28 protein-coding genes are annotated in these 26,565 nt (G+C 72.0%); 11 read left to right on the top strand and 17 right to left on the bottom strand.

Annotated features, from left to right (window positions below):
- Positions 1–31 precede the first annotated feature (31 nt).
- From iolB to ACFWCH_RS03105, 4 genes are read left to right on the top strand one after another with little or no spacing between them, the layout of a single operon-like run.
- Positions 32–943 carry a 5-deoxy-glucuronate isomerase gene (iolB, locus tag ACFWCH_RS03120; protein WP_378802884.1) on the top strand — a complete coding sequence of 304 codons (912 nt, stop codon included), beginning with the start codon at positions 32–34 and terminating at the stop codon, positions 941–943.
- The gene (gene iolD / locus ACFWCH_RS03115) at positions 943–2,853 is read left to right on the top strand and encodes a 3D-(3,5/4)-trihydroxycyclohexane-1,2-dione acylhydrolase (decyclizing) (RefSeq protein ID WP_206252521.1); all 1,911 of its coding nucleotides are present in this window, start codon (positions 943–945) and stop codon (positions 2,851–2,853) included. Before iolB ends, iolD begins: the two co-directional genes overlap by 1 nt.
- Before the next feature lie 44 nt (positions 2,854–2,897).
- The gene (rlmN, locus tag ACFWCH_RS03110) at positions 2,898–4,187 is read left to right on the top strand and encodes a 23S rRNA (adenine(2503)-C(2))-methyltransferase RlmN (protein ID WP_205828305.1); all 1,290 of its coding nucleotides are present in this window, start codon (positions 2,898–2,900) and stop codon (positions 4,185–4,187) included.
- 50 nt (positions 4,188–4,237) lie between these two features.
- Positions 4,238–5,710: a DUF4407 domain-containing protein gene (locus tag ACFWCH_RS03105; RefSeq protein WP_136033389.1), complete on the top strand. Its 1,473-nt coding sequence runs from the start codon at positions 4,238–4,240 to the stop codon at positions 5,708–5,710.
- Here ACFWCH_RS03105 and ACFWCH_RS03100 read toward each other — a convergent pair.
- Positions 5,698–6,171: a hypothetical protein gene (locus tag ACFWCH_RS03100; protein WP_378802883.1), complete on the bottom strand. Its 474-nt coding sequence runs from the start codon at positions 6,169–6,171 to the stop codon at positions 5,698–5,700. The two genes, ACFWCH_RS03105 and ACFWCH_RS03100, sit on opposite strands and share 13 nt — an antisense overlap.
- A 19-nt stretch (positions 6,172–6,190) precedes the next feature.
- Between ACFWCH_RS03100 and ACFWCH_RS03095 the strand changes: the two genes are divergently transcribed.
- Together ACFWCH_RS03095 and ACFWCH_RS03090 are read left to right on the top strand one after the other, a co-directional pair.
- Positions 6,191–7,690, top strand: a complete 1,500-nt coding sequence (locus ACFWCH_RS03095; RefSeq protein WP_378802882.1) for a PLP-dependent aminotransferase family protein — start codon at positions 6,191–6,193, stop codon at positions 7,688–7,690.
- Positions 7,691–7,719: 29 nt separating this feature from the next.
- Positions 7,720–8,733 carry an aldo/keto reductase family protein gene (locus ACFWCH_RS03090; protein ID WP_136036085.1) on the top strand — a complete coding sequence of 338 codons (1,014 nt, stop codon included), beginning with the start codon at positions 7,720–7,722 and terminating at the stop codon, positions 8,731–8,733.
- 61 nt (positions 8,734–8,794) lie between these two features.
- Here ACFWCH_RS03090 and ACFWCH_RS03085 read toward each other — a convergent pair whose 3' ends face one another.
- The 4 genes from ACFWCH_RS03085 to ACFWCH_RS03070 form a co-directional block, all read right to left on the bottom strand.
- Positions 8,795–9,715 carry a carbohydrate ABC transporter permease gene (locus tag ACFWCH_RS03085; RefSeq protein WP_205812679.1) on the bottom strand — a complete coding sequence of 307 codons (921 nt, stop codon included), beginning with the start codon at positions 9,713–9,715 and terminating at the stop codon, positions 8,795–8,797.
- Complete coding sequence (locus ACFWCH_RS03080) at positions 9,712–10,662, bottom strand: carbohydrate ABC transporter permease (RefSeq protein WP_136029429.1); 951 nt, start codon at positions 10,660–10,662, stop codon at positions 9,712–9,714. Before ACFWCH_RS03080 ends, ACFWCH_RS03085 begins: the two co-directional genes overlap by 4 nt.
- Before the next feature lie 3 nt (positions 10,663–10,665).
- Complete coding sequence (locus ACFWCH_RS03075; RefSeq protein WP_378802881.1) at positions 10,666–11,979, bottom strand: ABC transporter substrate-binding protein; 1,314 nt, start codon at positions 11,977–11,979, stop codon at positions 10,666–10,668.
- A gap of 61 nt (positions 11,980–12,040) precedes the next feature.
- Complete coding sequence (locus tag ACFWCH_RS03070; protein ID WP_378802880.1) at positions 12,041–13,276, bottom strand: aminotransferase class V-fold PLP-dependent enzyme; 1,236 nt, start codon at positions 13,274–13,276, stop codon at positions 12,041–12,043.
- A 164-nt stretch (positions 13,277–13,440) separates the two neighbouring features.
- Between ACFWCH_RS03070 and ACFWCH_RS03065 the strand changes: the two genes are divergently transcribed.
- Positions 13,441–14,151 (top strand): FadR/GntR family transcriptional regulator, encoded by a 711-nt coding sequence (locus ACFWCH_RS03065; protein WP_136029435.1) that lies wholly within the window; start codon positions 13,441–13,443, stop codon positions 14,149–14,151.
- A gap of 21 nt (positions 14,152–14,172) precedes the next feature.
- On the opposite strand, the gene ACFWCH_RS03060 is transcribed toward ACFWCH_RS03065, so the two are convergent.
- The 5 genes from ACFWCH_RS03060 to ACFWCH_RS03040 form a co-directional block, all read right to left on the bottom strand.
- Positions 14,173–14,691 carry a glycine cleavage system protein R gene (locus tag ACFWCH_RS03060; RefSeq protein WP_378802879.1) on the bottom strand — a complete coding sequence of 173 codons (519 nt, stop codon included), beginning with the start codon at positions 14,689–14,691 and terminating at the stop codon, positions 14,173–14,175.
- A gap of 65 nt (positions 14,692–14,756) precedes the next feature.
- The gene (locus tag ACFWCH_RS03055; RefSeq protein ID WP_378802878.1) at positions 14,757–15,494 is read right to left on the bottom strand and encodes an anti-sigma factor; all 738 of its coding nucleotides are present in this window, start codon (positions 15,492–15,494) and stop codon (positions 14,757–14,759) included.
- Positions 15,481–16,044 carry an RNA polymerase sigma factor gene (locus ACFWCH_RS03050; protein ID WP_136036703.1) on the bottom strand — a complete coding sequence of 188 codons (564 nt, stop codon included), beginning with the start codon at positions 16,042–16,044 and terminating at the stop codon, positions 15,481–15,483. The genes ACFWCH_RS03055 and ACFWCH_RS03050 overlap by 14 nt, the downstream gene beginning before the upstream one ends.
- A gap of 39 nt (positions 16,045–16,083) precedes the next feature.
- The gene (locus tag ACFWCH_RS03045; protein WP_240744502.1) at positions 16,084–16,746 is read right to left on the bottom strand and encodes a class F sortase; all 663 of its coding nucleotides are present in this window, start codon (positions 16,744–16,746) and stop codon (positions 16,084–16,086) included.
- The gene (locus ACFWCH_RS03040) at positions 16,743–17,573 is read right to left on the bottom strand and encodes a DUF4397 domain-containing protein (protein WP_136045316.1); all 831 of its coding nucleotides are present in this window, start codon (positions 17,571–17,573) and stop codon (positions 16,743–16,745) included. Before ACFWCH_RS03040 ends, ACFWCH_RS03045 begins: the two co-directional genes overlap by 4 nt.
- A 211-nt stretch (positions 17,574–17,784) precedes the next feature.
- Between ACFWCH_RS03040 and ACFWCH_RS03035 the strand changes: the two genes are divergently transcribed.
- Complete coding sequence (locus ACFWCH_RS03035; protein ID WP_136029443.1) at positions 17,785–18,051, top strand: hypothetical protein; 267 nt, start codon at positions 17,785–17,787, stop codon at positions 18,049–18,051.
- Positions 18,052–18,063: 12 nt separating this feature from the next.
- Positions 18,064–18,945 carry an FHA domain-containing protein gene (locus tag ACFWCH_RS03030; protein WP_378802877.1) on the top strand — a complete coding sequence of 294 codons (882 nt, stop codon included), beginning with the start codon at positions 18,064–18,066 and terminating at the stop codon, positions 18,943–18,945.
- 16 nt (positions 18,946–18,961) lie between these two features.
- On the opposite strand, the gene ACFWCH_RS03025 is transcribed toward ACFWCH_RS03030, so the two are convergent.
- From ACFWCH_RS03025 to ACFWCH_RS03010, 4 genes are read right to left on the bottom strand one after another with little or no spacing between them, the layout of a single operon-like run.
- Positions 18,962–20,020: a PLP-dependent cysteine synthase family protein gene (locus tag ACFWCH_RS03025; RefSeq protein ID WP_136029448.1), complete on the bottom strand. Its 1,059-nt coding sequence runs from the start codon at positions 20,018–20,020 to the stop codon at positions 18,962–18,964.
- Between the two features lie 25 nt (positions 20,021–20,045).
- Positions 20,046–20,858 carry a GntR family transcriptional regulator gene (locus ACFWCH_RS03020; RefSeq protein WP_136029450.1) on the bottom strand — a complete coding sequence of 271 codons (813 nt, stop codon included), beginning with the start codon at positions 20,856–20,858 and terminating at the stop codon, positions 20,046–20,048.
- Positions 20,858–21,262: a D-ribose pyranase gene (rbsD, locus tag ACFWCH_RS03015; RefSeq protein ID WP_136029452.1), complete on the bottom strand. Its 405-nt coding sequence runs from the start codon at positions 21,260–21,262 to the stop codon at positions 20,858–20,860. The genes ACFWCH_RS03020 and rbsD overlap by 1 nt, the downstream gene beginning before the upstream one ends.
- Positions 21,263–21,278: 16 nt before the next feature.
- Positions 21,279–22,241: a ribokinase gene (locus ACFWCH_RS03010; RefSeq protein WP_136029454.1), complete on the bottom strand. Its 963-nt coding sequence runs from the start codon at positions 22,239–22,241 to the stop codon at positions 21,279–21,281.
- Between the two features lie 118 nt (positions 22,242–22,359).
- Here ACFWCH_RS03010 and ACFWCH_RS03005 point away from each other — a divergent pair, with 118 nt between their 5' ends.
- Positions 22,360–23,022 (top strand): transaldolase family protein, encoded by a 663-nt coding sequence (locus tag ACFWCH_RS03005; protein WP_168387190.1) that lies wholly within the window; start codon positions 22,360–22,362, stop codon positions 23,020–23,022.
- A gap of 30 nt (positions 23,023–23,052) precedes the next feature.
- Here ACFWCH_RS03005 and ACFWCH_RS03000 read toward each other — a convergent pair whose 3' ends face one another.
- Positions 23,053–23,730, bottom strand: coding sequence for a FadR/GntR family transcriptional regulator (locus ACFWCH_RS03000; RefSeq protein WP_136029458.1), 678 nt, complete (start codon positions 23,728–23,730; stop codon positions 23,053–23,055).
- A gap of 47 nt (positions 23,731–23,777) precedes the next feature.
- Here ACFWCH_RS03000 and ACFWCH_RS02995 point away from each other — a divergent pair, with 47 nt between their 5' ends.
- Positions 23,778–24,680 carry an amidohydrolase gene (locus ACFWCH_RS02995; protein ID WP_136029460.1) on the top strand — a complete coding sequence of 301 codons (903 nt, stop codon included), beginning with the start codon at positions 23,778–23,780 and terminating at the stop codon, positions 24,678–24,680.
- A gap of 173 nt (positions 24,681–24,853) precedes the next feature.
- Here ACFWCH_RS02995 and ACFWCH_RS02990 read toward each other — a convergent pair whose 3' ends face one another.
- Both ACFWCH_RS02990 and ACFWCH_RS02985 read right to left on the bottom strand, forming a co-directional pair.
- Positions 24,854–25,621 (bottom strand): SDR family oxidoreductase, encoded by a 768-nt coding sequence (locus tag ACFWCH_RS02990; protein WP_136029462.1) that lies wholly within the window; start codon positions 25,619–25,621, stop codon positions 24,854–24,856.
- Entirely contained in the window at positions 25,603–26,463 is an 861-nt protein-coding gene (locus ACFWCH_RS02985; RefSeq protein ID WP_136029464.1) for a fumarylacetoacetate hydrolase family protein, read from the bottom strand. The genes ACFWCH_RS02990 and ACFWCH_RS02985 overlap by 19 nt, the downstream gene beginning before the upstream one ends.
- Between the last annotated feature and the right edge of the window lie 102 nt (positions 26,464–26,565).

Below are 26,565 nucleotides of genomic sequence, written 5' to 3'. Positions count from 1 at the left end.
GACCATCCGATCGACACCGACAGGAGGCGCCATGACCGCGAACGATCCGTGGTTCCACCCGCGCGGTGCCCTCGGCCGCGACGGCTGGGAGAGCGTGGTCGACGAGGCGCTGCCGGGGTGGGCGCACACGGGCCTGCGCGTGGGCGTGCTCGCGGACGGGGAGAGCCTCGCGCTCGCCGAGACCGGGGTCGAGCGCATCGTCGTCCCGCTCTCCGGCTCCTTCACGGTGACGCACACCGAGGGCGGCGCGACGACGGAGACGACCCTCGCCGGACGGACCTCCGTGTTCCACGGTCCCACCGACGTGCTGTACCTCTCGTGCGCCGCGACCGCCGTGATCCGCGGGACCGGACGGGTCGCGGTGGCCTCCGCCCCGACGACGGTCGTGCATCCCACCAGGCACCTCCGCGCCGATGAGACCCCGGTCGAGCTGCGCGGGGCGGGGCGGTCGAGCCGGCAGGTGCACAACTTCGGCACCCCGGCGACCCTCGACGCGGAGCGCCTGATCGTGTGCGAGGTGCTCACTCCCGCGGAGAACTGGTCGTCGTACCCGCCGCACAAGCACGACGCCCGGGTGCCGGGGCGGGAGTCGCGCCTGGAGGAGATCTACTACTTCGAGGCCGCGCCCACGCGTGACGGCGGGCAGGCGGCGTCGGCCGACGCGGCGTTCGGGATGTTCGCCACCTACTCCTCGGACGCGGGCGACATCGACGTCTCGGCGATGGTGCGCACGGGCGATGTCGCGCTCGTGCCCTACGGCTATCACGGGCCAGCGGTCGCCGCCCCCGGCTACGACCTCTACTACCTGAACGTGATGGCGGGCCCCGACCCGGAGCGCTCGTGGCTCATCACCGACGACCCCGCGCACGCGTGGGTGCGCGACAGCTGGAGCGGGCAGGACATCGACCCGCGGCTTCCCTATCGAGCAGAAGGAGCGCAGTGATGCGGACGAGGCGGATGACGGTCGGCCAGGCGCTGGTGGAGTTCCTGGCGCAGCAGTGGACGGTCGACGGCGAGCACCGCGAGCGCACGATCCCCGGCATGTTCGGCATCTTCGGCCACGGCAACGTCGCCGGTCTCGGGCAGGCGCTGCAGCAGTACCACCTCGAGCAGCCGGAGCTGATGCCGTACCACCAGGCGCGCAACGAGCAGGCGATGGTGCACCAGGCCGTCGGGTTCGCACGGATGCACCGCCGCCGCGCGACGTTCGCCAGCACGGCCTCGGTGGGCCCCGGCGCCACGAACATGCTCACCGGTGCGGCCCTGGCGACCACCAACCGCCTGCCCGCGCTGCTGCTCCCCAGCGACACCTTCGCCACGCGCGTCGCCGACCCGGTGCTGCAGCAGCTGGAGCGACCGCACGACATCGGGCTCACCGTCAACGACGCCTTCCGCCCGGTGTCGGTGTTCTTCGACAGGGTGCAGCGGCCGGAGCAGCTGTTCTCCGTGGCGCTCGCCGCGCTGCGGGTGCTCACGGATCCGGCCGAGACCGGGGCCGTGACGATCGCGCTGCCGGAAGACGTGCAGGCCGAGGCGCTGGACGTGCCGGTCGAGTTCCTGCAGGAGCGGGAGTGGCACGTGCGCCGGCCCCTCCCCGAGCGCGGACCCCTGGCCAGGGCGGTCGCCGCGATCCGCGGGGCGCGGCGGCCGTTCCTCATCGCGGGCGGCGGTGTGCTGTACTCCGAGGCGGAGGGCGCGCTGCGCGACTTCGTCGAGGCGACCGGCATCCCCGTCGGCACGACCCAGGCGGGCGGCGGCGCGCTGCCATGGGATCACCCGCAGTATCTGGGCGGGGTCGGCGCCACCGGCTCCACGGCCGCGAACCGGCTCGCGGCCCAGGCCGACGTGATCATCGGCGTCGGAACGCGGTACAGCGACTTCACGACGGCGTCGAGGTCGGCCTTCCAGCACCCCGACGCGGTGTTCGTGAACGTGAACGTCGCCCCGTTCGACGCCTACAAGCACGGCACGCAGCTGCCGGTGATCGCCGACGCCCGGGAGGCGCTGGAGGCGCTGACCGCCGAGCTGCGCGGCACCCGCGTGCGCACGGAGCTCGCCGACGAGGCCGCCGCGCAGAAGCGGGAGTGGGACGCGACGGTCGACGCCGCCCTCGCCCCGACCGGCCGCGACCTGCCGGGGCAGCCCGAGATCATCGGGGCGGTGCGGGCCGAGGTCGCGGACCGGGATGTGATCGTGCAGGCCGCGGGTTCGCTGCCCGGCGACCTGCACAAGCTGTGGCGCGTCAGCGACCCGCTCGGCTACCACGTGGAGTACGCCTTCTCCACGATGGGCTACGAGATCGCGGGCGGGCTGGGCGTCAAGCGCGGCCTGGAGGCGGCGGGCGACGACCGCGACGTGGTGGTGATGGTCGGCGACGGCTCCTACCTCATGCTCAGCTCCGAGCTCGCGACGGCGGTGGCGGAGGGCATCAAGCTCATCGTGGTGCTCATCCAGAACCAGGGCTTCGCGTCGATCGGGCACCTGTCCGAGACGGTCGGGTCGGAGCGCTTCGGCACGAAATACCGCCGGTACGACGCGCAGGCCCGCAGCTTCCAGCACGGCGACGTGCTGCCGGTCGACCTCGCCATGAACGCGCGCAGCTACGGCGTCGACGTGATCGAGGTCGCCCCCGGTCCCTCCGCGATCGAGGACCTGCGGGCGGCGGTGCGCGCGGCGAAGGCGGCGGAGCGCACGACCGTGATCCACGTGGAGAGCGACCCCACGGTCTATGCGCCGGACGGCGAGGGCTGGTGGGACGTGCCGGTCGCCGAGGTCGCGTCGACCGACAGCGCCCGGCGGGCCCGCGCGGAGTACGAGCAGCAGCGCACGGCGCAGCGCCCGCTGCTCGGCTGATCCGGCCCAGCCGCCTCCCACCCGGCCCCCGGTATCCTGGAAGGATGACTGAGAACCCCCGCACGCGCGAGACGCGCCCCCAGGCAGCGCCCGCGTCGTCCCGCTCGGGGGCGATCCGTGAGACCCGTGCCCCCCAGGTGCGCCCGGCGACCGAGGGCTGGACGCAGAAGAAAGACGCCGAGGGCCGTCCGCTGCTGCAGTTCGCGAGCCCCAAGCGCGGCAAGCCGCCGGTGCACCTGGCCGACCTCACCCCGGCCGAGCGCATCTCGAAGGTGAAGGAGCTCGGGCTGCCCGGCTTCCGCGCCAAGCAGCTCGCCACCCACTACTTCCGCCACTACACGTCCGACCCGGCCGAGATGACCGACCTCCCCGCCGGGATCCGCGACGAGCTGGTCGCGGGCATGCTCCCGCCGCTGATGACCGAGGTGCGCCGGCTGGAGACCGACCGTGGCGACACGATCAAGTTCCTGTGGCGCCTGCACGACGGCGCTCTCGTCGAGTCGGTGCTCATGCGCTACCCCGGCCGCATCACCCTGTGCGTGTCGAGCCAGGCCGGCTGCGGCATGAACTGCCCGTTCTGCGCGACCGGCCAGGCCGGGCTGACCCGCAACATGTCGACCGCCGAGATCATCGAGCAGATCGTGCGGGCCAACCGGGCGATCGCGAACGGCGAGCTGGGCGGCAAGAAGCGCGACGACCACTCGATGGAGCGCGTGTCGAACATCGTCTTCATGGGCATGGGCGAGCCTCTCGCGAACTACAAGCGCGTGATGGATGCGGTGCGCATCATGGTCGCGCCGCAGCCCGACGGCCTGGGCATGAGCGCCCGCGGCATCACGGTCTCCACGGTCGGCCTCGTGCCCGCGATCAGGAAGCTCGCCGACGAGAACATCCCGGTCACCTTCGCGCTGTCGCTGCACGCGCCCGACGACCACCTGCGCGACGAGCTCATCCCGGTGAACTCGCGGTGGAAGGTCGACGAGGCCCTCGACGCCGCCTACGACTACTACGCCAAGACCGGCCGCCGCGTGTCGATCGAGTACGCGCTCATCAAGGACATGAACGACCACGCCTGGCGCGCCGACCTGCTGGCCGAGAAGCTCAACCAGCGCGGTCGCGGCTGGGTGCACGTCAACCCGATCCCGCTGAACCCGACGCCCGGGTCGATCTGGACCTCGTCCGAGCGTGACGTGACCGACGAGTTCGTGCGCCGCCTCAACGACGCCGGCATCCCGACCACCCTCCGCGACACCCGCGGCAAGGAGATCGACGGGGCGTGCGGTCAGCTCGTCGCCACCACCGAGGACGAGGCCGCCGCCGCCGCGATGGCCTGAACAGGGCTTTCCTGAGAGCGACTCCAAGGCGGGCTTCGTACCCTGTCCGGATGCCCTATTCCGCCCATCGCCCGGGTCGCTTCGACTCGCAGGGTCGGATCATCCTCGACGGCGACCCGAACGCCGAGACGGATGACCTCGACTTCCTGCGCGAGTTCGAGCCGACGGGACCCGACCCCGACCCCTTCGTCGACGCTCCGGAGCGTGCCGAGTCCGTGCGGACGACGGAGGACGCCGACGCCGATGCCGCAACCGAGGAGCAGCCGGCCCGCGCGCGTCGCGCCCGCCCGCCCCGTCGTCGCCGCACGGCCGCCGAGCGACTCCGCGCCCTCGCGATCCTCGGCGGCGCGGAGGGCGAGATCCTCGACCGCGTGCCCGGCGAGACGCCCCGCTTCGTGCAGATGTTCTTCGTGCTCGCCGGCACCGCACTGGTGTCCGCGATCTCGATGCTGTTCGCGCTGACCACGGGTGTGCAGGCCGCGATCTGGCTCGCGGTGCCGCTCGCGGTGGTGTGGGCGCTCATCATCTTCAACCTCGACCGGTTCCTCACCTCGACCATGACGTCGACCAGGAACGTGTGGAAGCTCATCGGGCTGGCGATCCCGCGGGTGATCATGGCGGCCATCATCGGCTTCGTCGTGGCGGAGCCGCTCGTGCTGCAGATCTTCCACAACGACATCTCTCGCGAGGTCGCCGCGACCAACATCGTCCAGGCGCAGTCCGATCAGGAGGCGCTCGAATCGGGCCCGGAGCGCAAGGCCCTCGACGCCGCCTCCGAGCGGGTCTCGGAGCTGGAGAACCAGGCGGCGACCGGGATCGTCGCGGGCACCGACTCGTCGTCCGCCAGCGAGTCGGCCGCGCAGGCCACGGTCGACGACCTCACCGCGAAGATGACCGCGCAGCAGGCCGTGATCGACCAGGCGCGCGTGCTCTACCAGTGCGAGCTGACGGGCGAGGGCGCTGGCACCGTCCCCGGGTGCACCGGGGTGAACGGCGAGGGCGCGAGCTCGCAGGCCGCGCAGGCCCAGCTCGCCGAGGCGCAGCAGACCTACGACGCGCTGGCCGCCCAGCTGCGCACGGCCAACGACGAGCTCGCGGCCGCCGGCACCGCCGCCAAGGAGAACACCTCGACCTCCGAGACGCAGAACCGCCAGCAGGCGAAGGACGAGCTTCCGGCCGCGCGCGAGACGTATGACCAGGCGCTCGCCGCGTACAACGCCCGCGCGGATGCCGTCGCGCAGGGCAACGCGGGTGCGGTGGGGCTGCTCAGCCAGATCAGCGGACTCAACCGGCTCAGCGAGAAGGAGCCGGCCATCCTGTGGGCGCACATCCTGATCGCCGCGCTGTTCTTCATGATCGAGCTGCTGCCGGTGCTGGTGAAGGTGCTCACGAGCTACGGCGACCCGAGCCTGTACGAGAAGGCCGTCGCGATCCGCAAGCAGGTGGCGCTCGACCGGGTGACGGCCGAGGGCTTCCGCGACCGCGCCGACATCGTCACGACCCCGGGCGCTCAGGCCACCTGACGCTCGCGGCCGCTCGCGCGCCCCGCGCTGGCTGAGGGATCCGCGTCCCGCACGGGGGTCCGTGCGCCGGCGGGGGAGCCCGGTGCCGTGAACGGCCCCGCGGTGCCCGTGTCCGCGGCAGCGGCGGGGCGATGCGCGGGGGCGACGTGCGGGGCCCGGGCGTCGCGCGGCACCCCGGCACCCCGCGTGCGGGCGGACGTGAGCACGTCGTGCAGGGTCCGCGCGCGGAGGGCCGGCGTCGCGGCGACGGCGAGGACCAGGGAGCGGACGAGCACGATCGCGGCGAGCGGCCGCCCGCCGTCGCTCCCCGTGATCGCGGCGTCGAGGCGGCGCAGGGGGCCGACCAGCGCGGGGTCGTCGAGCGCACGGTCGTCGGCGAGGTGAGCGAGCAACCGGTCGATGGTCCAATCCGCGGGGATTGGCCCCAGATCCGGCGTGAGAGTAGTGGTGGAGGTGTCCATTGGTCCAGAATCGGGTCACATGGACACGGACGACAGGGCCAATGCGGCGCCGATGGACCACGGATCGGCCCCGGGTCGCGCGACTCCGCTGGTGCGAGCGGGCGAGGTGTCGACCGAGGGGCTGGCCGCTCGGCTCGGCCGCTGGACCCACGGCGACGGAACGCTGGCGACCCGGCTCGCGCGCGGCATCTCGGCGCTGATCGCGGGTGGCGAGCTCCGCGCGGGCGACCGGCTGCCGGCCGAGCGCTCCCTGGCGTCCGCCGTGTCGGTGTCGCGCGGCACGGTCGTCTCCGCCTACGCCGTGCTCGCGGAGCAGGAGCTCGTGGAGCGGCGGCAGGGGAGCGGCACCCGCGTGGCGGGGACCGGTGCCCCCTCGGCCCCTGCGCGTCCCGGTCGCGGCGAGGCCCTGTTCTCCGCGGTGCCGAACACGATCGACCTGCTGCGCACGGTGCCGCAGATCCCGGAGCTCGGCGTGCAGCTGATCCGCGACCATCAGCCGCGTCTCGACCTCGCGCTGCTGCCCGAGACCGACCCCGCAGGGCTCCCGGTGCTGCGCGAGCTGATCGCCGAGATGTACCGCGCGGAGGGCACGCCCACCACGCCCGAGCAGATCCTGGTGACGCACGGCGCGCAGCAGGCGATCAGCCTCGTGGTGAACGCGCTCGTCGAGCCGGGCGACATCGTGCTCGCGGAGGAGATCACCTGGCCCGGGGTGACCGACAGCGTGGGGCTGCGCGGCGGCACCGTCCAGGGGGTGCCGATGGGCACGGACGGCCTCGACGTGGTCGCGCTGGAGCAGGCGATGGCCCGGCTGCGCCCCGTGCTGGTGGCGCTCAACCCCCACCACCAGAACCCCACGGGCACGCGCCTGCCCGCCGCGGCCCGGCACCGCGTGGCCGAGCTCGCCGCGCAGTACGGTGTGCCGGTGATCGAGGACCGCGTCGTCGCGGGGATCTCGTTCGACGGGGTCGTGCCGCCCACGCTCGCCTCGGAACGACCGGACGCCCCCGTGATGGTCGTCGAGTCGGTGTCGAAGTGGGCGTGGGCGGGGCTGCGGATCGGGTGGCTGCGTGCCGACCCGGTGCTGGTGCGGCGTCTGCGCGGCGCCCGGCAGCTCGCCGACCAGTCCACGAGCGTGCCCGGTCAGCTGCTCGCGCTCGACCTCATCGCGCACGCCGACGAGCTGCGGCGGGCCAACAGCCGCGTGCACCGGGAGCGGCTGCGGCTGCTGGAGCACCTGATGGCCGAGCACCTGCCCGACTGGACGTACGTGGCGCCGCGGGGCGGACTGGCGCTGTGGGCCGCGCTGCCCCGGGGGGCCGCGTCGGCTCTCGCCCGCGTCGCGGCGACCCACGGCGTCTCGATCGCCGGCACCGCCGCCTTCGCCGCGTCCCCCACAGCCCCCGACGACCACGTGCGCCTGCCCTTCACGGCGCCCGATGACGTGCTCGCGGAAGGGGTGCACCGCCTGGGCGCGGCGTGGGGCGAGTATCGGGAATCCCTCGGCCGACCGGCCTGAGCGTCCGCCGCCGGGACTAGCGTTGATCCATGGTCAACTATCGCTATCTCGGCAACAGTGGTCTCAAGGTCTCGGAGATCACCTACGGCAACTGGGTCACGCACGCCTCGCAGGTCGAAGACGACGCGGCCGTCAAGACCGTCCATGCGGCGCTCGACGCCGGCATCACCACGTTCGACACCGCCGACACCTACGCCAACACGGCGGCCGAGGTCGTGCTCGGCAAGGCGCTCGAGGGCCAGCGCCGCGAAGGGCTCGAGATCTTCACGAAGGTCTACTTCCCGACCGGCCCGAAGGGCCCGAACGACACCGGGCTGAGCCGCAAGCACATCATGGAGTCGATCAACGGCTCGCTGAAGCGCCTCGGCACCGACTACGTCGACCTGTACCAGGCGCACCGCTTCGACTACGAGACCCCGCTGGAGGAGACGTTCCAGGCGTTCGCCGACGTCGTGCGGCAGGGCAAGGCGCTCTACATCGGCGTCTCGGAGTGGACGGCCGAGCAGTTGCGCGAGGGTCACGCGCTGGCGACGCAGCTCGGCATCCAGCTCATCTCGAACCAGCCGCAGTACTCGATGCTGTGGCGCGTGATCGAGGGCAAGGTCGTGCCCGCGTCGGAGGAGCTGGGCATCTCGCAGATCGTGTGGTCGCCGATGGCGCAGGGTGTGCTCAGCGGCAAGTACCTGCCGGGGCAGCCGGTGCCGGAGGGCTCGCGCGCGACCGATCAGAACTCCGGGGCCGGGTTCATCCAGAGCTTCCTGCAGGACGACATCCTCACCGCGGTGCAGCGTCTCAAGCCGATCGCCGAGCAGGCGGGGCTCACGATGCCGCAGCTCGCGATCGCGTGGGTGCTGCAGAACCCCAACGTGGCGGCGGCCCTGGTGGGCGCCTCCCGGCCCGAGCAGCTCGCCGACACCGTCAAGGCCTCGGGCGTGACGCTCGACGCCGACACGCTGTCCGCGATCGACGAGGCCCTGGGCGACACGGTGAACCGCGACGCCGAGCACACGTACTCCGTGTCCCCGAAGTCCCGCCTGGTCTGACCGGGGCAGGCGAAGGCCCCCTCCCGCGATGGGCGAGAGGGGGCCTTCGTCCGCGCGCGGGCTACTCCTTCACGGCGCCGGCCGTCAGGCCCTGCACGATCCAGCGGCTGGCGAGGGCGAACATCACCATGGTCGGCAGGATCGTCAGCACGGCCGCGGCCGACATGGAGCCCCAGTCGATGTTGAACGTGGAGATGAAGCCGTTCAGCGCCGAGGGCACGGTGCGGTTCGCGTCGGTGTTCATCAGCACGACCGACAGGAACAGCTCGTTCCAGCAGTTGACGAAGTTGAAGATGAACGCCGCGATGATGCCGGGCGTCATGACCGGCACCAGCACCCGGAACAGGGCTCCCAGGCGCGAGCAGCCGTCGATCATCGCCGCCTCCTCCAGCGCGTCGGGCACGTTCTCGAAGAAGCCGCGCAGCATCACGGTGGAGAACGGGATGCAGATCGCGATGTAGACGAGGATGAGTCCGGGCTTGGTGTCGACGAGGCCCAGGTCGGTCATCATCGAGTACAGCGGGCCGAGGGCGATGAACGCGGGGATCATCTGCGTCAGCAGGAACGCGATGAGGATCGCCCCCTTGCCGCGGAACTCGAAGCGCGCGAGCACGTAGGCGCTGAGCAGGGCGATGAGCGTCGCGACGGCTCCGGCCGACACCGCCACGATCGCCGAGTTGGCCAGGAAGACCCCGAACGAGCTCTTCTCGAACAGGCTCGTGAAGTTGTCGAACGAGGGCTCGCTCGGCCAGTACTCGATCGGGAAGCGGTTGATGGTCCCCGGCGACTTGAACGCGGTGAGCGTGATCCAGTACAGCGGGAACAGCGTGATCAGGAGCCACAGGGCCAGCCCGACCACGCGCACGACACCGCCGACGGTCACCCGCGGCCTCGGTCGCGGAGCGGCCTTCGGGTCGGGCACCGTGATCCGACGGGTCTCGGTGATCGAGGAACCGGTCCGGGTGGTCGAGGTGATGGTCATCGCTGCACCCTCCGCATCGCCATCAGGTAGAAGGCGCAGAACACCATGAGGAACGCCACGACGATGAGCCCGATGGCGCTCGCGATGCCGTAGTTGCCCTGCTGCGTGTAGTTGATCATCCACGTCGTGATGATGTGGGTCTGGTTGGCCGGGCCGCCGTTCGTCATCGCGTAGATGATGTCGGGGAAGTTGAAGATCCAGATCACGCGCAGCAGGATCGTCAGCAGCAGCGTCATCGAGATGTACGGGATGATGATCGAGAACAGCTGCCGCACCTTGCCGGCGCCGTCGAGGCTCGCCGCCTCCAGCATCTCGTCGGGCACCGACTGGAGTGCCGCGAGGATCATGATCGCGAAGAACGTCACGCCGTACCAGATGTTCGCGACGATGACGGCGAACATCGCCAGCTTCGGGTCGGCCAGCCAGGGCAGGGGGGCGTCGATGAGGCCGGCCTTCATGAGCAGGTCGTTGACCACGCCGAACTCGGCGTTGAACATCCAGCGGAACAGCATGCCGATGAGGAAGCCCGACACCGCCCACGGGAAGAACACCAGCGCCTGGTAGAGCCCGCGGAAGCGGAACCGCTTGCGCAGGGCCAGCGCGATGAGGAAGCCGATGACGAGCTGGGGCACGAGCGAGCCGACCACCCACAGCACGGAGTTCCACGCCACGGTCGGGAACGCCGGGTCGCGGAACACGGCGAGGAAGTTGTCGAAGCCGACGAACGGGGTCGACGTGAGGTCCCACAGGTTCCAGTCGTGGAACGCCATGCGGGCGCCCTGCAGCATGGGCCAGTAGGTGAACCAGCAGACGAACACGATCGCCGGGGCGAGGAACGCCAGCAGCGTCAGGGCGTGACGGCCGCGGAACGGCCGACGCCGTCCGCGTGCCGGGGAGGCCCCGCCGGCAGTGCCGACGGAGCCCCCTTCACGGATGGTGCGGGCCACGGGTCAGCCCTTCTCCGCGGCGTACTTCTCGGTCCAGAACGCATCCCACGAGGCGAGCAGGTCCTTCGTCGACATGTTGCCGAGCAGCACGCTCTGCACGTCCTGGTCGGACTTCTGGATCCACTCGGTCCACCAGCTCACGCCGCGCGGCTGGCGCACGTTGACGTAGGTGTCCGGGTCCTCGGTCATGGTGACGTAGCTGGTCCAGGGGCCCGTGGAGTAGAACTCGTCGTCGGCCGCGGCGGCGATGATCGGCACGAGGCTGTTGGCCTGGGCGAACTCGGTCGCGGGCTCGGCCGACGACAGGAACTCGACCAGCTTCACGGCCGCCTCGGTGTGCTCGCTGTTCTTCGCGACACCCCAGCCGGCGACGGCGAGCGGCTGCGCGGCCTTGCCCGACGGGCCGACGAGCAGCGGAGCGGTGTCCCACTGGTCTTCGGTGAGGGAGGAGTCCTGCACGGTCGCGATCACCTCGGGGTCCTGCAGCAGGAAGGCCGTGGTGCCGTTGGTGAAGCCGGCGACCATCTCGGGGTAGCCCCAGGAGACGGCGGACGGCGGCGACGCCTCCTTGAAGAGGTCGAAGTAGTCGTCGACCGCCTCCTGCGCCTCGGGAGCGGCGAAGATCGTCGAGCCGTCCTCCATGAGGAACGCATCTTCCGTGTCGAGCCCGTCGATCGTGTAGGCCTCGATCGCGGCGACCACGTTGCTGTTGGCGTTCTGGCCGCCGCGGAACGCGTAGCCGTAGATGTTGTTCGACGGATCCTGGATCGCGGACGCCTGCTCCAGCAGGTCCTTCCAGCTGTGCGGGGGACCGTCGAAGCCCGCCTCCTCCACGAGGTCGGTGCGGTAGAACAGCGACAGGCCGTAGAAGCCGTACGGGACGAAGTAGCTCTTGCCGTCCTCGGCGACGCCGGCGGACTTGGCGTTGTCGGTCAGCGCGTCCCAGCCGTCCCACTTCTTCAGGTCGGGGCCGAGGTCGTACAGCCAGCCGTTGTTGGCGAACGGACCGACCGTGATGTCGCGCACCTCGAGCACGTCGACGCCCTTGCCGGACTGGAGCATCTGCTGGATCTTCTGGTCGGCCTGCTCGGTGGGCGGCGAGACCAGGTTCACCGTGATGTCGGGGTTCTCCTTCTCGAAGTCGTCGAGGAGCCCGCGGATGAGCTCGGTGCGCGCCGGGTTCGTCAGGCTCTCGACCATCTGGAGGGTGACGTCTCCGTCGCCGCCGGACGAGCCGGAGCCTCCGGAGCAGCCGGTGAGTGCGAGGACGGCGACGGTGCCGACTCCCGCTGCGGTCGTCAAGATCTTGTTCTTCACGATGTGCCTCTCGGTGGGGGATGGGTGGGTGTGTTTCGGGTGGGTCGGGTCGTGCGGGTGGTCAGGGGAGGATGAGGGCGTCGGCGGGGCGGATGCCGGCGCGGCGCAGGATCGCGGGGATGCAGCGCTCGACGAACGCCTCGACGTCGGAGGCCTCGGTGTAGAGGTGCGCGGAGAGGCGGAAGTAGCCGACCCCGCGGAAGCTCGTGAAGGCGGTCTCCACGCCGACCTCGTCGAGCAGGTCCATGCGCAGCGCGTCGGCCTCCTCGCGCGTCGCGCCGAGCCCGAGCGGCAGGCGGATCAGGCGCATGGACGGCACGGGGGAGGGCAGCGGGGTGAGCGGATCCTCGTCGCCGTACGGGCGCAGCGCCTCGGCGATCAGCTCGGCCCCGGCGTCGGCGCGCTCGGCCATCGCGGCGCGGGCGTGCTCCCACCCGAACTCGGCCTCGATGAACTCGACCGCGGTGGGGGTGGCCAGGTACGTCGTGGCGTCGATCGTGCCCTGGGTGTCGAAGCGCCCGGGGTAGGGCTCGCGGGCGGCCCACGAGTCGATCAGCGGCCACAGCTCGTCGCGGTCGGGTGCTGCCGTGACGAGCAGGGCCGAGCCGCGGGGGGCGCAGGGCCACTTGTGCAGGTTGCCGAACCACCAGTCGCCGCCCGCGACCGCGGCGGCGTCGGCGATCAGGCCGGGGGCGTGGGCGCCGTCGACGAGGGTGCGCACGCCGCGCTCGGCCGCGAGGTCGGCGATGCGGCGCGTGGGCAGCAGGCGGGCGGTGGGCGAGGTGATCTGGTCGACGACGATCAGCCGGGTGCGCGGGGTGAGGGCGTCGGCGAACAGCTGCACGATCTCGTCGTCGGGCGCGAGCAGCGGGAGGGCGACGGTGCGGACGGTCGCCCCGAAGCGGCGGGCGAGGCGTTCCGCCCCCATGGTGATCGCGCCGTAGCCCTGATCCGTCACCAGGATCTCGTCGCCGTGCTCGAGTCGCAGCGCGTTGTACACGACGGTCGCCGCGGCGGAGGCGTTGGGCACGAAGACGCTGTCGTCCGCCCGGGCGCCGACGAACGGAGCGGTGCGCTCCCTGGCGTCCTGCACGCGCTCGGCGATGCGGGGGAACCACTCGACCGGGCTGAGGTCGGCGCGGCGACGCAGGGCGTCCTGGTGTGCGACCACGACCGACGGCACCGCGCCGAACGACCCGTGGTTGAGGTGCACGACCGCGGGGTCGAGAGGCCAGGCGTCGCGTGCTCGCAGGCCGGAGTTCAGCGTGAGCGGAGCGGGGAACAGCGGAGCGGGCATCGGACCTCATCGATGAGTGGGGGCGAGTTGTTGCACAACTTTGCCACAAGGCCCCGATTTTGGCTACGAATCCGCGAAGATGAAACATAGTTGTCATACGAGTTTGTCGCGTGGAGCGGTTCCGACAGACTGCACGAGGGGCGGGGGTGTCAGGGAGGATGACGATGAGCGCACTCGACACGGCGTTGCACGGCCTGCGGGCGCTGATCGCCGACGGTGCGCTGCGCCCCGGCGACCGCCTGCCCAGCGAGGGGGAGCTGTGCGAACGGCTCGGCGTCTCCCGCGGATCGCTGCGCGAGGCCATCCGCACGCTCGCGGCGCTGGGCGTGCTGGAGACGCGCCACGGCTCGGGTAGCTACGTCAGCGAGCTGCGCGCGGCCGACCTCATCGGCAGTCTGTCGCTCACCGTCGGGCTGCTGCCCATGGCGGGAGTGCTGGAGCTGACCGAGCTGCGCCGGGTGCTCGAACCCCACGCCGCCGCACTCGCGGCCGCCCGCATCGACGCGGACACCGTGGCCGCGCTCGCCGCGGTGCTGGACGAGATCGAGGCCACGACCGACTTCGAGGCGCAGTCACGCCTCGACCACGAGTTCCACATGCGCATCTCCGCGGTCGCGGGCAACGAGGCCCTCACCAGCCTGATCGACGTGCTGCGCTCCCGCTCCCGGGCGTACCGCATCTCGGAGCCCGACGACGCCGCGGAGCTCAAGGTGCACTCCGACGCCGGGCACCGCGCGATCCTGCGGGGACTCGCCGCCGCCGATCCCGTCGCCGCGTCGGCCGCGGCATCCGCGCACGTCGCGTACACCGAGTACTGGGTGCGGCGGTACTCCGGGCTCGACGACGTCCCGACCGCGGAGACGCCGTCCGCCTGAGTGCGCGCCGGCGGGGTCCGCTCAGCCGAGGGTGATGTCGACCTGGATCTCGGTCGCGAGTCGCTCCAGGTCGGCCCGCAGTGCGTCGAGGTCGACCGTCGGCGGCACCTTCGCGATCACCGACGCCTCGAACAGCCGTCCGCCCGCCATCGCCGCATCGCGGGTCTCGGTCGCGAGCTCCTCGATGCTCAGCGCGTGCGCGTTCAGCACGGCCGACACCTCCCGCACGATCCCGGGATGGTCGTTGCCGAGCACCTGCATCACCAGCAGCCGCTCCTCGTCCTCCTCCGCCACGCCGCGGGTCCCGGTGAGCACCGACAGCGTCAAGAGCCCCTGACCCTGGATCGCCCGGAGCGCGGTCTCCAGGTCGCCCGCGCGGTCGGTCGGCACCGACACCTCGATCACGCCCGCGAACGTTCCCGCGAGCTCGGTCAGCGAGCTGTTCTCCCAGTTGCCGCCGTGGGCGTCGACGACGTCGGCGACCGCCGCGACGAGTCCCGGCCGGTCGGCACCCGCGACAGTGAGGATGAGTGTGGTCATGGCCTCAGCGTAGGGGGCGTTCGGCGTTCGGGACATGCCCTTGACGCGGGCGTCGTGCGCTCCGCTCAGCTGAAGTCGAGCGTGCCGCGCACGATGGAGTTCCCCGAGTGGGCGGGGTCGCCGTCGACGGGTTCGAACGAGATGTCGACGAGGTCGTACTCGTCGAGGTCGACGTTGGCGGGGATGGCGAATGCGCCGGTCGCGGCGTCGAGCACGCCGAGGCTGATGAGCGCCTTCCCGTCGTTGCGGATGAGCCAGACCTCCCGGTAGTCCTCCGACCCGACCTCGCCGTCGAGCGACACCGTGAGGGTGCGCGCGCCGTCGCGGTCCTCGTCCACCTCTGCCGTGCCGATCGCATCGGGGTGGTCGGGGAACGGGTCGAGCGTCGCCGTGGCGACCGTGACCGGCCGGAGCGCGGCCGAGATCGCCGTCCACGTGCTCACGCCCACGGTGACGACGAGGACCGTGACGGCGGCGAGCACCCACCAGCGGGCGGCGGTTCTGCGCTGCGGGCGCGGAGCGGAGGGCGGCTCGCCCGCTGTCGGTTCCGCCGGGCGGAGAGGGTCGGCCCGGAGCCGCTCCGGCAGGCCCAGCTCGTCGTGCATGCGCGCCCACACGTCGGCGGGCGGCGACTCCAGCTCCGCGTCGGCGACGGTCGACCGCGCGACACCCGCCGCGTGGGCGAGGTCGGCGATCTCGGCAGCGCACGCCCGGCACTGGTCGAGGTGCGCGCGCTCGCGCTCGGAGGCGACCGGCTCGCCGAGTGCGAGCAGGGCAAGCTGCTCGGGGTCAAGGTGCGACACGGTTGACCTCCAATCGGTCGCGCATTCGGGAGAGACTCCGGCGGATGTGGCTCTTCACGGTACCCAGAGGCATGTCCAGCCGCCGGGCGATCTCCTCGTGCGTCAGGTCGTCGAAGAACGCCAGCCGCATGACCTCGCGCGCCTCGGGTCGCAGCTGCCGCATCTCGTTCGCGATCAGGATGGACTGCGACAGGTCGACCGGTGCGCTGACGAGATCGTCGGGAGAGGTGACGCGCATCATCTCCTCCTGCAGCCGCTGGATGCGGGCCCGCGACTCGTGCATGTCGGCGATGCGGCGCCGGGCGATGGTCACCAGCCACGTGCTCAGGCGCGCCTTCGACGGGTCGTACCCCGTTCTCGACGTCCAGGCCGACACGAACGTGCGCTGGGTCACGTCGGCGGCGTCGGCGCGATCGCCGAGGGAGCGCAACGCGAGCGTGAACACCACCGGCGACCACCGCCGATACAGCTCGGCGAGGGCATCCTCGTCGCCCCGGACGAAGCGCTCGTTGAGCTGCGTCTCGTCGTCGGGGTCGTCCGCGGAGGTCATGCGCGCCTCCCTTCCGTTCGGGGCGTCGGGTGCGGGTGGTCAGGCGGGCCGTGCGATGGCGACGACATTATCGCGGTAGTGACCGGTCGTGCTGTCGAAGGGTCCTCCGCACGTGATGAGGACCAGGCCGGGCGGGCCCTCCCTGGCGAACAGCTCCCCGGTGGGGAGAGCCGCCTTCTCGTAGAAGGCCAGCGACTCCACCGCGTAGGTCCGGGGCACGCCGTTCGCGTCGGTCACCTCGACGGTCGCTCCGGCGCCGAGCTCGCGCAACCGGGAGAGCGGGCCGATGGGGTATCCGACGGCGTCCACGTGCGCGGCCAGCACGACGAGTCCGGCCGTGCTGGCGGCATCGGCGCCGTACCGGTACCACCCCGCCACCGCCGGGTCCTCCGGGAGCTGCATCTGCCCTGTCGGCTCCACTCCCACGTCGACCACGGTCATGTCGACGCCGAGGTCGGGGATCCGCAGCCGGGTCGGAGGGGTCGTGGGCTGCGGTGCGGGCAGCTCGGCGGAGTGCGTCTCCGGGCGCAGCGTCGAGGTGGGGGCGGGCGACGGCGAGCGTGGGGGGTCGGAGGGGGGATCCGACGTCATCACCTCGCCCGCCCCCACGGGGGTGCAGGCGATCAGGAGCGCCGCGCACGCGGCACCGCATCCGGCGAGGAGTCCTCGCCGGATGCGGCGGCGCAGCGCCCCCGGTCTCATCGGCGCGCGATCCGCTGACGGCGCACGGCGACGGTCGCACCCGCAGCCGCGATCATCGCCAGGCCGATCAGTGCCGTCGCCAGGACGATGGCGGTGTCGGCGTCCCGCTGCGCCGCGTAGCCCGCGGTGCCGGAGGGCACGCCGCCGGGGTTGGTGTGCAGTCCCGAGACCGTCTGTGCGGCGATGGCGAGGGTGCCCTCCTCGGCGCTGCCCCACGCGTACAGGATCGTGAGCACGCCGTCCTGCACCGCCACGTCCTGCGGGCCGAGCACGGGGTCGGTGGTGCCGGCGAGGGCGACGGCGGCCGAGACGTTCCCGGCGGGCAGGTTCAGCGTCGCCTCGTTCGGGTTGGTCAGATCCTCGACCACCGGTGAGCCGCCGGCGAGGATGTCGACGGCGGGCGCGGCCGCGACGTGACGGACCGTGAGCCGCCCCTGGCCGGGTGCGGTGGGGGACGTGTCGTTCGTGAAGAGGTTCAGCCCGGGGTCGCCCGCCTCGGTGAGGTGCGCGACGGCGGTGTAGTTGGCACCGGCCGTGAGGGTCAGCGTCGCCGGGCCGAGCACGGGCGCACTCGCGTCGGCCGCGTCCGGCGCGGTCAGCGCGACCTCGTAGCTGCCGGCGGGGAGTTCCAGCGGACCGGCCAGTGAGCCGGGCTGGAAGTCGTCGATGGTGCGCTCGCCGTTGACGTACACGTCGACCGGGGTGTTCGGGATGGCGTGCAGCACCGAGAGCTGGGCGCTGCCGGTGGTCGCGGCGGTCGCGGGCGTGGCCAGGGCCGCTGCGGCCAGTAGTCCGACGACGAGGCCGGCTGTGGTGATTCTTCGCACGATGCTCCTCCTTGAACAGGGGCGGCGGTCGCCACCCATTGCCCCCTTATTCCGGGCCAGGGCGGTCGGCGGATGCACCCGAACCCGATCTTGTCCACACTCTCCGGTTCCGGTGGTGCTTTTTTAGACGGTGCCCAGAAACTGATGGACTTCGACCGGGACCGCGCGCATAATCGCATCCACACACCCGGACCCGGCAAAGGAGCACGCCATGAGCGACACGAACCACCCCGCCGAACTGTTCTCGTCTTCCACCGGCCCGACCGGCGCCTCCATCACCGACTGGACCGATCTCGGCCGGGAGATGTGGGCGTACCTGACCGGCCGAGGAGCGGCGGTGAACTACACCTTCGAGGACATGACCGTCGAGGTGCCGCGCGACATCGGCCCCGACGCGCCCCGCGCCACCTGGAAGTTCAACGGCACCCTGCGGGTGACCACGAGCGACCGCGCCACCGACGGACCGCACGCCGCCTGAGCGGATACGACCATGATCCGCCTCGACATCGACCTGGAGGTCGAGCACCGCGGCCCGGACGACGACAGCCCCACGCGGTTCACCGTGCACGCGGCGGGACGCGAGGTCGTCGTCACGATCGCGGACACGTCCACCCTCGGCGGCATGGGTCGCCGCGACCTCGCGCAGCTCGCCCCCGTCGCGGACGGCCTCGCGCGCCGCGGCATCCGGGTGCGGGTGGAGGGACCGCGCGGCACCCTGGTGGAGTTCGGCGACGTGCGGTCGGGACCCGTGGGCCGCGCGGTCGCGGGATCACCGCACATCCGGCTCGGCCACCTCACCACGCTGCTGACGGAACTGCAGCGCCGCGACCGCGACCGCGACCGCGGCGGCGGCGGCGGCTCGCTGCTCTCCATCCCGCCCGGCACGCTGTTCCCGCTCGTGCCCACCGTGGTGCGCCACGTCCGCCGTCGCGTGACCACGACGCACTACCTGCCCGGCTCGGGACGCCCGCGCCTGATCTTCTCGGTCGGCTCGGGCGACTGGGACCGCAGTCGTCCGCGCGAGTTCGACCTGCTGCCCGACCGGACCGTGATCGGCTCGAGTCCCGACGCTGATCTGCGGCTCGACGGACTCGAAGCGGTGCACGCCGAGATCCGGCACAACGAGGACGACGAGTACGTGCTGTACCCGCACGCCCCCACCGGCGGCGGGTGGCCGAACCTGCCGCACAGCTCGGACGGCGCGCGCATCCTCCGCACGGGCTCGCGGATCGAGCTGGGTACCTGGCGCCTCGCCTACTACCGGGAGGAGTTCGCCGACCACGGTCGTCCGTTCGGAGGGCGCCAGGGCGGGGAATACGAGTTCCAGAAGCAGCAGCCGGTGCGACCCTACGGCTCCGGCGAGCTCGGCTGACCCGGCACCGCGAGCGTCAGTCCGCCCAGACCCCGGTCGCGAGGAAGTGCTCCAGGCGGGCGCGGTGCGGGGCGAGGTCCCACCCCTGCTGCGCGACCCACTCGTCGGAGTAGTAGGTGTTGGCGTAGCGCACGCCGCTGTCGCAGATGAGGGTCACGACGCTGCCGGTCTCGCCCGCGGCACGCATGCGGGCGATGAGCTGGAACGCACCGGAGAGGTTGGTGCCGGTGGAGCCGCCCGCCCAGTGCAGTGTGCGCTCGCGCAGCAGGCGGATCGCGGCGATCGAGCCCGCGTCGGGCACCTGGATCATCTCGTCGATCACGGTCGGGACGAAGGATGCCTCCACGCGGGGGCGGCCGATGCCCTCGATGCGGCTCGGGCGCCCGGCGGGCGGGTCGACGGTCCCGGCCCAGCCGTCGTAGAAGGCGGAGCCCTCGGGGTCGACCACCGCGATCCGGGTGTCGTGCCGGCGGTAGCGCACGTAGCGGCCGAAGGTCGCGCTCGTGCCGCCGGTGCCCGCACCCATGACGATCCACCGCGGGATCGGATGCCGCTCCTGGGCGAGCTGGCTGAACACGCTCTCCGCGATGTTGTTGTTGCCGCGCCAGTCGGTCGCGCGCTCCGCGAACGTGAACTGGTCGAGGTAGTGGCCGCCGCACACCGACGCCAGGCGCTGGGCCTCCGGCGACATGTCCTCCGCGCGGTCCACGAAGTGACAGGTCCCGCCGTAGAACTCGATCAGGTCGATCTTCTCCTGCACGGTCGACCGGGGTACCACGGTGATGAACGGCAGACCGAGCATCCGCGCGAAGTACGCCTCGGACACGGCGGTCGACCCGCTCGACGACTCCACCAGCGTCGTGTCCTCGCGGATGCGCCCGTTCACCAGCCCGTACAGCAGCAGCGACCGCGCCAGCCGGTGCTTGAGCGAGCCCGTCGGGTGCACCGACTCGTCCTTCAGGTACAGGTCGATGCCCCACTCGGCCGGGAGCGGGAACAGGTGCAGGTGCGTGTCGGCGCTGCGGTTCGCGTCGGCTTCCAGCAGGGCGATCGCGGTGCTGGTCCAGTCGCTCATGTCTTCGAGCGTAGTGGGGCTGCCCTCAGCCGACGGTACCCGCGGGCGAGGCCCCGCCGTCGCCGTCGACGTGCAGCAGCGACGCCTGCGACTGCTCCTGCTGCAACTGGAACTCGAAGCGCGAACGGTCGCCGCGGTGGTAGGCGATGAAGTACTCGATGGGCGTGCCGTCCTCGCTGCGGCTGACGCTGCGCAGCCGGAGCAGGGCCGAGCCGGCGCTGACGCCCAGGTGCTGCGCCTGCTCGTGCGTGGCGACGGTCGCCTCCGCGGAGCGCACGCCGTGCGTCGCCACGATGCCGTGCATCGCCAGCAGCCGGTACAGCGACCCCTCGGTCAGGTCGGCGCCGAGCGTGACCCCGCCGACGGCCTCGGGCATCCACGTGGTCGACAGCGACCAGGGCTCCCCGTCGACGTGCCGCAGCCGCTCGAGCGCCACCACGGGCGACCCGACCGGCACTTCCAGCGCCAGCGCGACCTCCTCGTCGGCCACGGTCTGCTCGTGCCGCAGCACGTCGCTGTGCACGTGCCCGCCGCGACGCTCCACGTCGTCGTACAGGCCGACGAGGGTGTGCACCAGGCTCTCGCTCGTGCGCGGGCGGGAGACGAACGTGCCCTTGCCCTTCACCCGCTCGACCAGCCCCTCGTGCTCGAGCTGCGCGAGCGCTTGGCGCACGACCGTGCGCGAGATGCCGTAGCGCTCGCACAGGCGGTGCTCGCCGGGCAGCGGGTCGCCGGGCTGCAGGCCGTCGCGGGCGATGCCGTCGATGATCAGCTGCCGCAGCTGGTCGTACATGGGGGCGGCGGAGTGGCGGTCGATCGCGTCCTCGACGGTGGTCATCAGTACGCCACCCCCGCGTGCAGGATCACGTTCGCATACGGGGTGAACTCGCCGGAGCGCACGAACGCCCGTGCCGTGCGGGTGCGCTGCTTGAACTCGACGTGCGGCACCAGCTCGATCTCGAAGCCCATCCCGGCGAAGCGCTCGCGCAGGGCGTCCAGCACCTCGGGGCTCTTCTCCGCGACCTCCGCGGATACCGTGGCGCCCTCCACCACAAGCTCGGCGAGCACGGTGTCGAGCACGTCGAGGAAGGCGGGGGCGCCCGGGCGGTAGGCCAGGTCGATGCGCTCCGACCCCGGGGGGATGGGAAGGCCGGCGTCGGTCACGACGATCGTGTCGGTGTGGCCGGTCTCGCTGATCACCCGGGACAGGGCGGGGTTGATCGTGGTGGACGTCTTGCGCATCGGTGCTCCTGGCTGGTCAGTTCGCGACGGGGGCGGTCTCGCGCTCGGTGAGGAACGCGTCGACCTCGGCGCGGTGCGGAAGGCTCGGCGACGCGCCCTGCTTCGTGACGGCGAGGGCGCCGGCGGCGGTCGCCAGGCGCACGGCGTCGGTGAGGGTGCTGCCGCTCGCGAGGGCGGCACCGAGGTAGCCCGCGTAGGCGTCGCCCGCGGCCGTGGTGTCGACGGCCTCGACAGGGAACGGCGGGACGACCGTCGCGCCCTCCGCGGTGACCACGCACGACCCCTGGCCGGCGAGCGTGACGACCGCGGCGCCCACGCCCTGGGCGAGGAACCAGCGGCCCGCGCGCTCGGCCGACGCCGCGTCGGTCACCTCGATGCCGCTGATGAGCGACGCCTCGGTCTCGTTGGGCGTGACGATGTCGATGCTGCGCCAGAGGGCGGGCGGGAGCTCCGCGGCGGGGGCGGGGTCGAGGATCACGGTCATGCCGTGCTCCCGGCCGCGGGCCGTGATGTGGGCGGTCAGCGCCGACGGCGTCTCCAGCTGGGTCAGCAGGACGGAGGTGGTGGGGGCGAGGGCGGTGAGCGCCTCGTCGATCTGCGCGGTGCTGAGCGCGGCGTTCGCGAGCGGCACCATCACGATGTCGTTCTGCGCCGACGCGTCGACGCGGATGTGCGCGATGCCCGTGGGGCCGGGGACCGTGCGCAGGTGGGTGAGGTCGACGCCGGCGGCCGTGAGCCCGTCCACCACGAGGTCGTGGAACAGGTCGTCTCCCACGCAGCCGACGAAGCTCGTGCGTGCACCGGAGCGTCCGGCCGCGACCGCCTGGTTCGCCCCCTTGCCGCCGAGCATGAGCGTGAACTCGTCGCCCAGGATGGTCTCGCCGCGGGCCGGCAGCCGACCGGAGAAGGTGGTGACGTCGGCCGTGACGCTGCCGACGATGACGACGCCGGTGCGGTCGCCGGGGTGTGCGGGTGTCATCTCGCTCCTGATCCTCCTCGACAGCGCGGGCGCTCCGGTGGCGTTGACTAGGCTCGGAGCTGTCATTACATTAGCCGAAACCGAACCTGTAACGACAGGTTCCCGCGAGGAGACCCCGATGACCCCGATCGCGCCCCGCCTGTACGTCGACAGCGCCGACGTCGACCGCGTCTCCCGGCTGCTCGCCGCGGGCGTGGTCTACGGGGTCACCACCAACCCCACGATCCTCGAACGGGGCGGCCGCACCGCCGCGGAGATCCCCGACCTCTACGCCCGATGGGTCGAGGAGGGTGCCCGCGAGGTGTTCTTCCAGACCTGGGGTGGCGACACCGCCTCCTTCCTGCGCAACGCCGAGGGCATCCGGGCGCTGGGCGACCGGGTCGCGGTGAAGGTCCCCGCCACGCCCGACGGCTTCGCGGCCGCGTCCGCCCTCGTGCGCGACGGGGCGACCGTGCTCGTCACGGCCGTGTACTCCGTGGCACAGGCCCTCGCGGGCGCCGCGATCGGCGCCCGGTACCTCGCCCCCTACCTCGGCCGGATGCGCGACGCGGGCGTCGACGGCGAGGTCGTGATCGCGCGGATGCAGGAGATGTGCGCGGGGACCGACTCGAACGTGCTCGCCGCGTCGCTGCGGTCGGCGGAGGATCTGGTCGGCCTCCGACGCGCCGGCGTGCCCTACTTCACCGCCGCCCCCGACGTGCTCGACCAGGTGCTGTCCAATCCGGTCAGCGACACCTCCGCCGCCGAGTTCGACGCGGCCATGGTGCGCCTGGGAGCCTGACCCGCCCCGCTCGCTCCGTCGCGGTGCGGCTCAGGCGGTCGCGGCCTGCCGCAGCCAGCGCTCCACGCCCGCGATGTGGGCCGTGGCGAGCGACGTGGCGAGAGCGGAGTCGCGCTGGGCGATGGCGTCGGCGATCGCGCGGTGCTCCGACAGCGTGCGCTCGACCGCGCCGCCCTCGGTGAGCCCTCGCCACACGCGAGCCCGCACGGTCTGGCTGCTGAGGTGCTCGATCAGGCTGGCCAGATAGGCGTTGCCCGCCATCGCCACGATGTCGCGGTGGAAGCGGATGTCGTGGTCGACGAGCTCCTCGATGCTCACGCCGGCGTCGATGCCGGCGACCTCCTCCTGCACGGCCGCGATCGCCTCCTCGCTGCCGAGCGTCGCGGCGAGCCCGGTCGCCTGCGACTCGAGCATCCGCCGCACCGCGAACATCTCCAGCATCGAGTCGTCGTCGTGCATGTCGACCACGAACGCGATCGCCTCGAGCAGCAGATGCGGCTCCAGGCTCGTGACGTAGGTGCCGTCGCCGCGGCGCACGTCGAGCACGCGGATCACCTCGAGCGCCTTGACCGCCTCGCGCATCGAGTTGCGCGAGAGCCCGAGTCGTTCGGACAGCTCCTTCTCCGGGGGCAGGCGATCGCCGGGCGCCAGTTCGCCCGACACGATCATCGCCTTGATCTTCTCGATCGCCTCGTCAGTGACAGCCATGGCGTCATCCTTGCACAGTGATCGGATGTCTACGGCAGGATGGGGGCATGCGCACCCTCGACTCGCACCTGCACCTGTGGGACCCGGAGGTTCTGACCTACTCGTGGCTGGAGGGGCCCCTCGCCGGGCGGTTCGCCGCGGAGGAGATCGAGAGCGCCCGCATCGACGGGTCGACCGAGGAGCGCGCGATCTTCGTGCAGGCGGGCACCGCGGTCGACGACGAGCTCGACGAGGTGCGGTGGGTCGCGGGACAGGCCGAGCGGCTCGGGGTGGTCGGCATCGTCGCGGGTGCCCGACTCGACCGCGGCACCGACACGACCGTGCACCTGGAGAGCCTCACGGCGGAGCCGCTGGTGGTGGGCGTGCGGCACATCCTGCAGGACGAGCCGGATGCGGTGGCGCTGTCGTCCGCGTTCGTGACGGGCGCGCGAGAGGTCGCGGCCCACGGCTGGGCGTTCGACGCGTGCGTGCGGTCGTGGCAGCTGCCCGACGTCGCGCGGCTGTCCGCCGCGATCCCCGAGCTGCGCATGGTGCTGGATCACCTCGGCAAGCCCGCGGTCGGCACCGCGCACGCTCCGCTGGCCCCGACCGCGGAGTGGGAGCGTGACCTCGCCGAGCTCGCACGCCACCCGCAGGTGTACTGCAAGGTGTCGGGCCTTCCGGCGGAGGCGGGTGGTGACTGGAGCCTCGCGCAGCTCGAGCCGTTCCTGGACACCGCGGCCGACGTCTTCGGGCCGGAGCGCCTGATGTGGGGTACCGACTGGCCGGTCTCCGCGGTCGGCCCCGCCGGGACGGACGCCGCCCCGGACGCCGCCTCGGACGCCCCGTCGACGTATCAGCCGACCGCCCGCAGCCGCTGGGCCGACGCGGTCTCGACGTGGGCGGACTCCCGCGGCATCGACCGGACCGCCCTCTTCCACGACACCGCCGCCGCGTTCTATCGCCTCTGACCCCCCGCCCCGTCCGCCCCATCCCGTCGCGCGGTGCGCGTGCGATATGTCACCCCCGAAGCCCCTGCGCGGCACGTTTTCGATCCCGCACCGACTCCGCACCTCAGGCCGCACGCGAGAGGGCCCGGCGTCTCAGGGAGTCGCCGGGCCCTCTCGTCGAGGAGGGTGCGAGGTCACTCGGGGCGGAGCCGCAGCTGCGCCATCCCGCCGTCCACCTCGAGGAACGTGCCCGTGGTCGAGCCCGCGCCCGGTCCCACCAGGTAGGCGACGGCCGCGGCGACCTCGTCCGGGCTGACGAGCCGTCCGTGGGGCTGTCGTGCTTCGAGGGCGGCGCGCTCGGCCTCGGGGTCGGCGGCGGAGTCGAGCAGCCGCCCGACCCAGGGGGTGTCGGCGGTGCCGGGGTTCACGGCGTTGACGCGGATGCCCTCGCGCAGGTGATCGGCGGCCATCGCGCGGGTGAGGGCCGACACGGCGCCCTTCGACGCGGAGTAGAGCGCGCGCTGCGGGAGGCCGGTGGTGGAGGCGATCGACGCGGTGTTGCACACGGCGGCGGCGGGCGACTTCCGCAGCCACGGCAGTGCCGCCGAGGTCACGCGGGCGATGCCGGTCACGTTGATCGAGAGCACGCGCGCCCACTCGTCGTCGTCGTTCGCGGCGATGTCGCCCTGCGCGCCGATGCCGGCGTTGTTGACCACGATGTCGATGCGGCCGAAGCGCTCGGCGACCGCGGCCACGGCCGCGTCGACGCTCGCGCGGTCGGACACGTCGGCCGTGAACGCGGCGAAGCTCTCGTCGGCGTTCGTCGTGTCACGGTCGAGCACGGCGATCGTGGCGCCGTCGTCGTGCAGTCGGCGGGCGATCGCCGCGCCGATGCCGGAGGCTCCGCCCGTGACGATCGCCACCAGGCCGTCCATCGTTCCGCTCACTTCTGCGCCTCCCATGCCACGAACTCCTGTCGCTGCCGGCCGAGGCCGTCGATCTCGATCTCCACCACGTCGCCCGGGGCGAGATAGGGGTACTTGCCCGACAGGGCCACGCCCTGCGGGGTGCCGGTGAGGATCAGGTCGCCGGGCTCCAGCGTCACGTACTGCGACAGGTGGTGCACGATCTGCTCGACCGGGAAGATCATGTCGCTCGTGTTCGAGTCCTGCCGCGGCTCGCCGTTGACGAAGCTGCGGAGGCCGAGGGCCCGGTGGTCCACCTCGTCGGGCGTGACCAGCCACGGTCCGGTGGGGTTGAAGCCGAACGCGATCTTGCCCTTCGACCACTGCCCGCCCGACACCGCGATCTGGAAGTCGCGCTCCGACACGTCGTTCGCGGCGACGAAGCCGGCGACGTGCGCCATCGCCTCGTCGGGGGAGTCGAGGTAGGCGGCGCGGGCGCCGATCACGATGCCGAGCTCGACCTCCCAGTCGGTCTTCTCGCTGCCGCGCGGAATCGTGACGGTGTCGTTCGGGCCGACCACGGTGTTCGGGGTCTTGAGGAAGATGATCGGGATGGTCGGCGGCTCGGAGCCGGACTCGGCCGCGTGCGCGGCGTAGTTCATGCCGATGCAGATGACCGCGCTGGGGCGGGCGATGGGGGCGCCGACGCGCATCCCCGCAGCGTCGGGCAGCTCGGGGAGCTCTCCGGCGTCGCGCGCGGCGGCGACGCGGGCGGCGACGTCTCCGGCGAGGAAGTCGCCGTTGACATCGGATGTCAGTGGGCGGAGGTCGAGGTAGCGGTCACCCTCCACGAGGACGGGGATCTCCGCCCCAGGGGTGCCGAGCCGCGCGAACTTCATGATTCTCCTGATCGTTCGGGAAGCCGCTCTGCGGCGGCCGGTCTCGTTGACAGTATAGACATCGGATGTTTACACTCCAAGGGATCCGCACGGAAGAAGTCC

Source organism: Microbacterium sp. NPDC060132, from assembly GCF_042729675.1.
Classification (GTDB): Bacteria; Actinomycetota; Actinomycetes; order Actinomycetales; family Microbacteriaceae; genus Microbacterium; species Microbacterium sufflavum.
This window is presented reverse-complemented; position numbering and strand designations above follow the sequence as displayed.

Bases quoted from the DNA above. Each gene is read 5' to 3' on its own strand.
- ACFWCH_RS03085 (WP_205812679.1), bottom strand. From the start codon at position 9,715: ATGACCATCACCTCGACCACCCGGACCGGTTCCTCGATCACCGAGACC.
- ACFWCH_RS03025 (WP_136029448.1), bottom strand. From the start codon at position 20,020: ATGAGCGACTGGACCAGCACCGCGATCGCCCTGCTGGAAGCCGACGCG.
- ACFWCH_RS03045 (WP_240744502.1), bottom strand. From the start codon at position 16,746: ATGAGACCGGGGGCGCTGCGCCGCCGCATCCGGCGAGGACTCCTCGCC.
- ACFWCH_RS03005 (WP_168387190.1), top strand. From the start codon at position 22,360: ATGACCCCGATCGCGCCCCGCCTGTACGTCGACAGCGCCGACGTCGAC.
- ACFWCH_RS02985 (WP_136029464.1), bottom strand. From the start codon at position 26,463: ATGAAGTTCGCGCGGCTCGGCACCCCTGGGGCGGAGATCCCCGTCCTC.
- ACFWCH_RS03105 (WP_136033389.1), top strand. From the start codon at position 4,238: ATGCCCTATTCCGCCCATCGCCCGGGTCGCTTCGACTCGCAGGGTCGG.
- ACFWCH_RS03000 (WP_136029458.1), bottom strand. From the start codon at position 23,730: ATGGCTGTCACTGACGAGGCGATCGAGAAGATCAAGGCGATGATCGTG.
- ACFWCH_RS03050 (WP_136036703.1), bottom strand. From the start codon at position 16,044: ATGACCTCCGCGGACGACCCCGACGACGAGACGCAGCTCAACGAGCGC.
- ACFWCH_RS03060 (WP_378802879.1), bottom strand. From the start codon at position 14,691: ATGACCACACTCATCCTCACTGTCGCGGGTGCCGACCGGCCGGGACTC.
- ACFWCH_RS03020 (WP_136029450.1), bottom strand. From the start codon at position 20,858: ATGACCACCGTCGAGGACGCGATCGACCGCCACTCCGCCGCCCCCATG.
- ACFWCH_RS03065 (WP_136029435.1), top strand. From the start codon at position 13,441: ATGAGCGCACTCGACACGGCGTTGCACGGCCTGCGGGCGCTGATCGCC.
- ACFWCH_RS03030 (WP_378802877.1), top strand. From the start codon at position 18,064: ATGATCCGCCTCGACATCGACCTGGAGGTCGAGCACCGCGGCCCGGAC.
- iolD (WP_206252521.1), top strand. From the start codon at position 943: ATGCGGACGAGGCGGATGACGGTCGGCCAGGCGCTGGTGGAGTTCCTG.
- rlmN (WP_205828305.1), top strand. From the start codon at position 2,898: ATGACTGAGAACCCCCGCACGCGCGAGACGCGCCCCCAGGCAGCGCCC.
- ACFWCH_RS03095 (WP_378802882.1), top strand. From the start codon at position 6,191: ATGGACACGGACGACAGGGCCAATGCGGCGCCGATGGACCACGGATCG.
- ACFWCH_RS03090 (WP_136036085.1), top strand. From the start codon at position 7,720: ATGGTCAACTATCGCTATCTCGGCAACAGTGGTCTCAAGGTCTCGGAG.
- iolB (WP_378802884.1), top strand. From the start codon at position 32: ATGACCGCGAACGATCCGTGGTTCCACCCGCGCGGTGCCCTCGGCCGC.
- ACFWCH_RS02990 (WP_136029462.1), bottom strand. From the start codon at position 25,621: ATGGGAGGCGCAGAAGTGAGCGGAACGATGGACGGCCTGGTGGCGATC.
- ACFWCH_RS02995 (WP_136029460.1), top strand. From the start codon at position 23,778: ATGCGCACCCTCGACTCGCACCTGCACCTGTGGGACCCGGAGGTTCTG.
- ACFWCH_RS03100 (WP_378802883.1), bottom strand. From the start codon at position 6,171: ATGGACACCTCCACCACTACTCTCACGCCGGATCTGGGGCCAATCCCC.
- rbsD (WP_136029452.1), bottom strand. From the start codon at position 21,262: ATGCGCAAGACGTCCACCACGATCAACCCCGCCCTGTCCCGGGTGATC.
- ACFWCH_RS03035 (WP_136029443.1), top strand. From the start codon at position 17,785: ATGAGCGACACGAACCACCCCGCCGAACTGTTCTCGTCTTCCACCGGC.
- ACFWCH_RS03010 (WP_136029454.1), bottom strand. From the start codon at position 22,241: ATGACACCCGCACACCCCGGCGACCGCACCGGCGTCGTCATCGTCGGC.
- ACFWCH_RS03070 (WP_378802880.1), bottom strand. From the start codon at position 13,276: ATGCCCGCTCCGCTGTTCCCCGCTCCGCTCACGCTGAACTCCGGCCTG.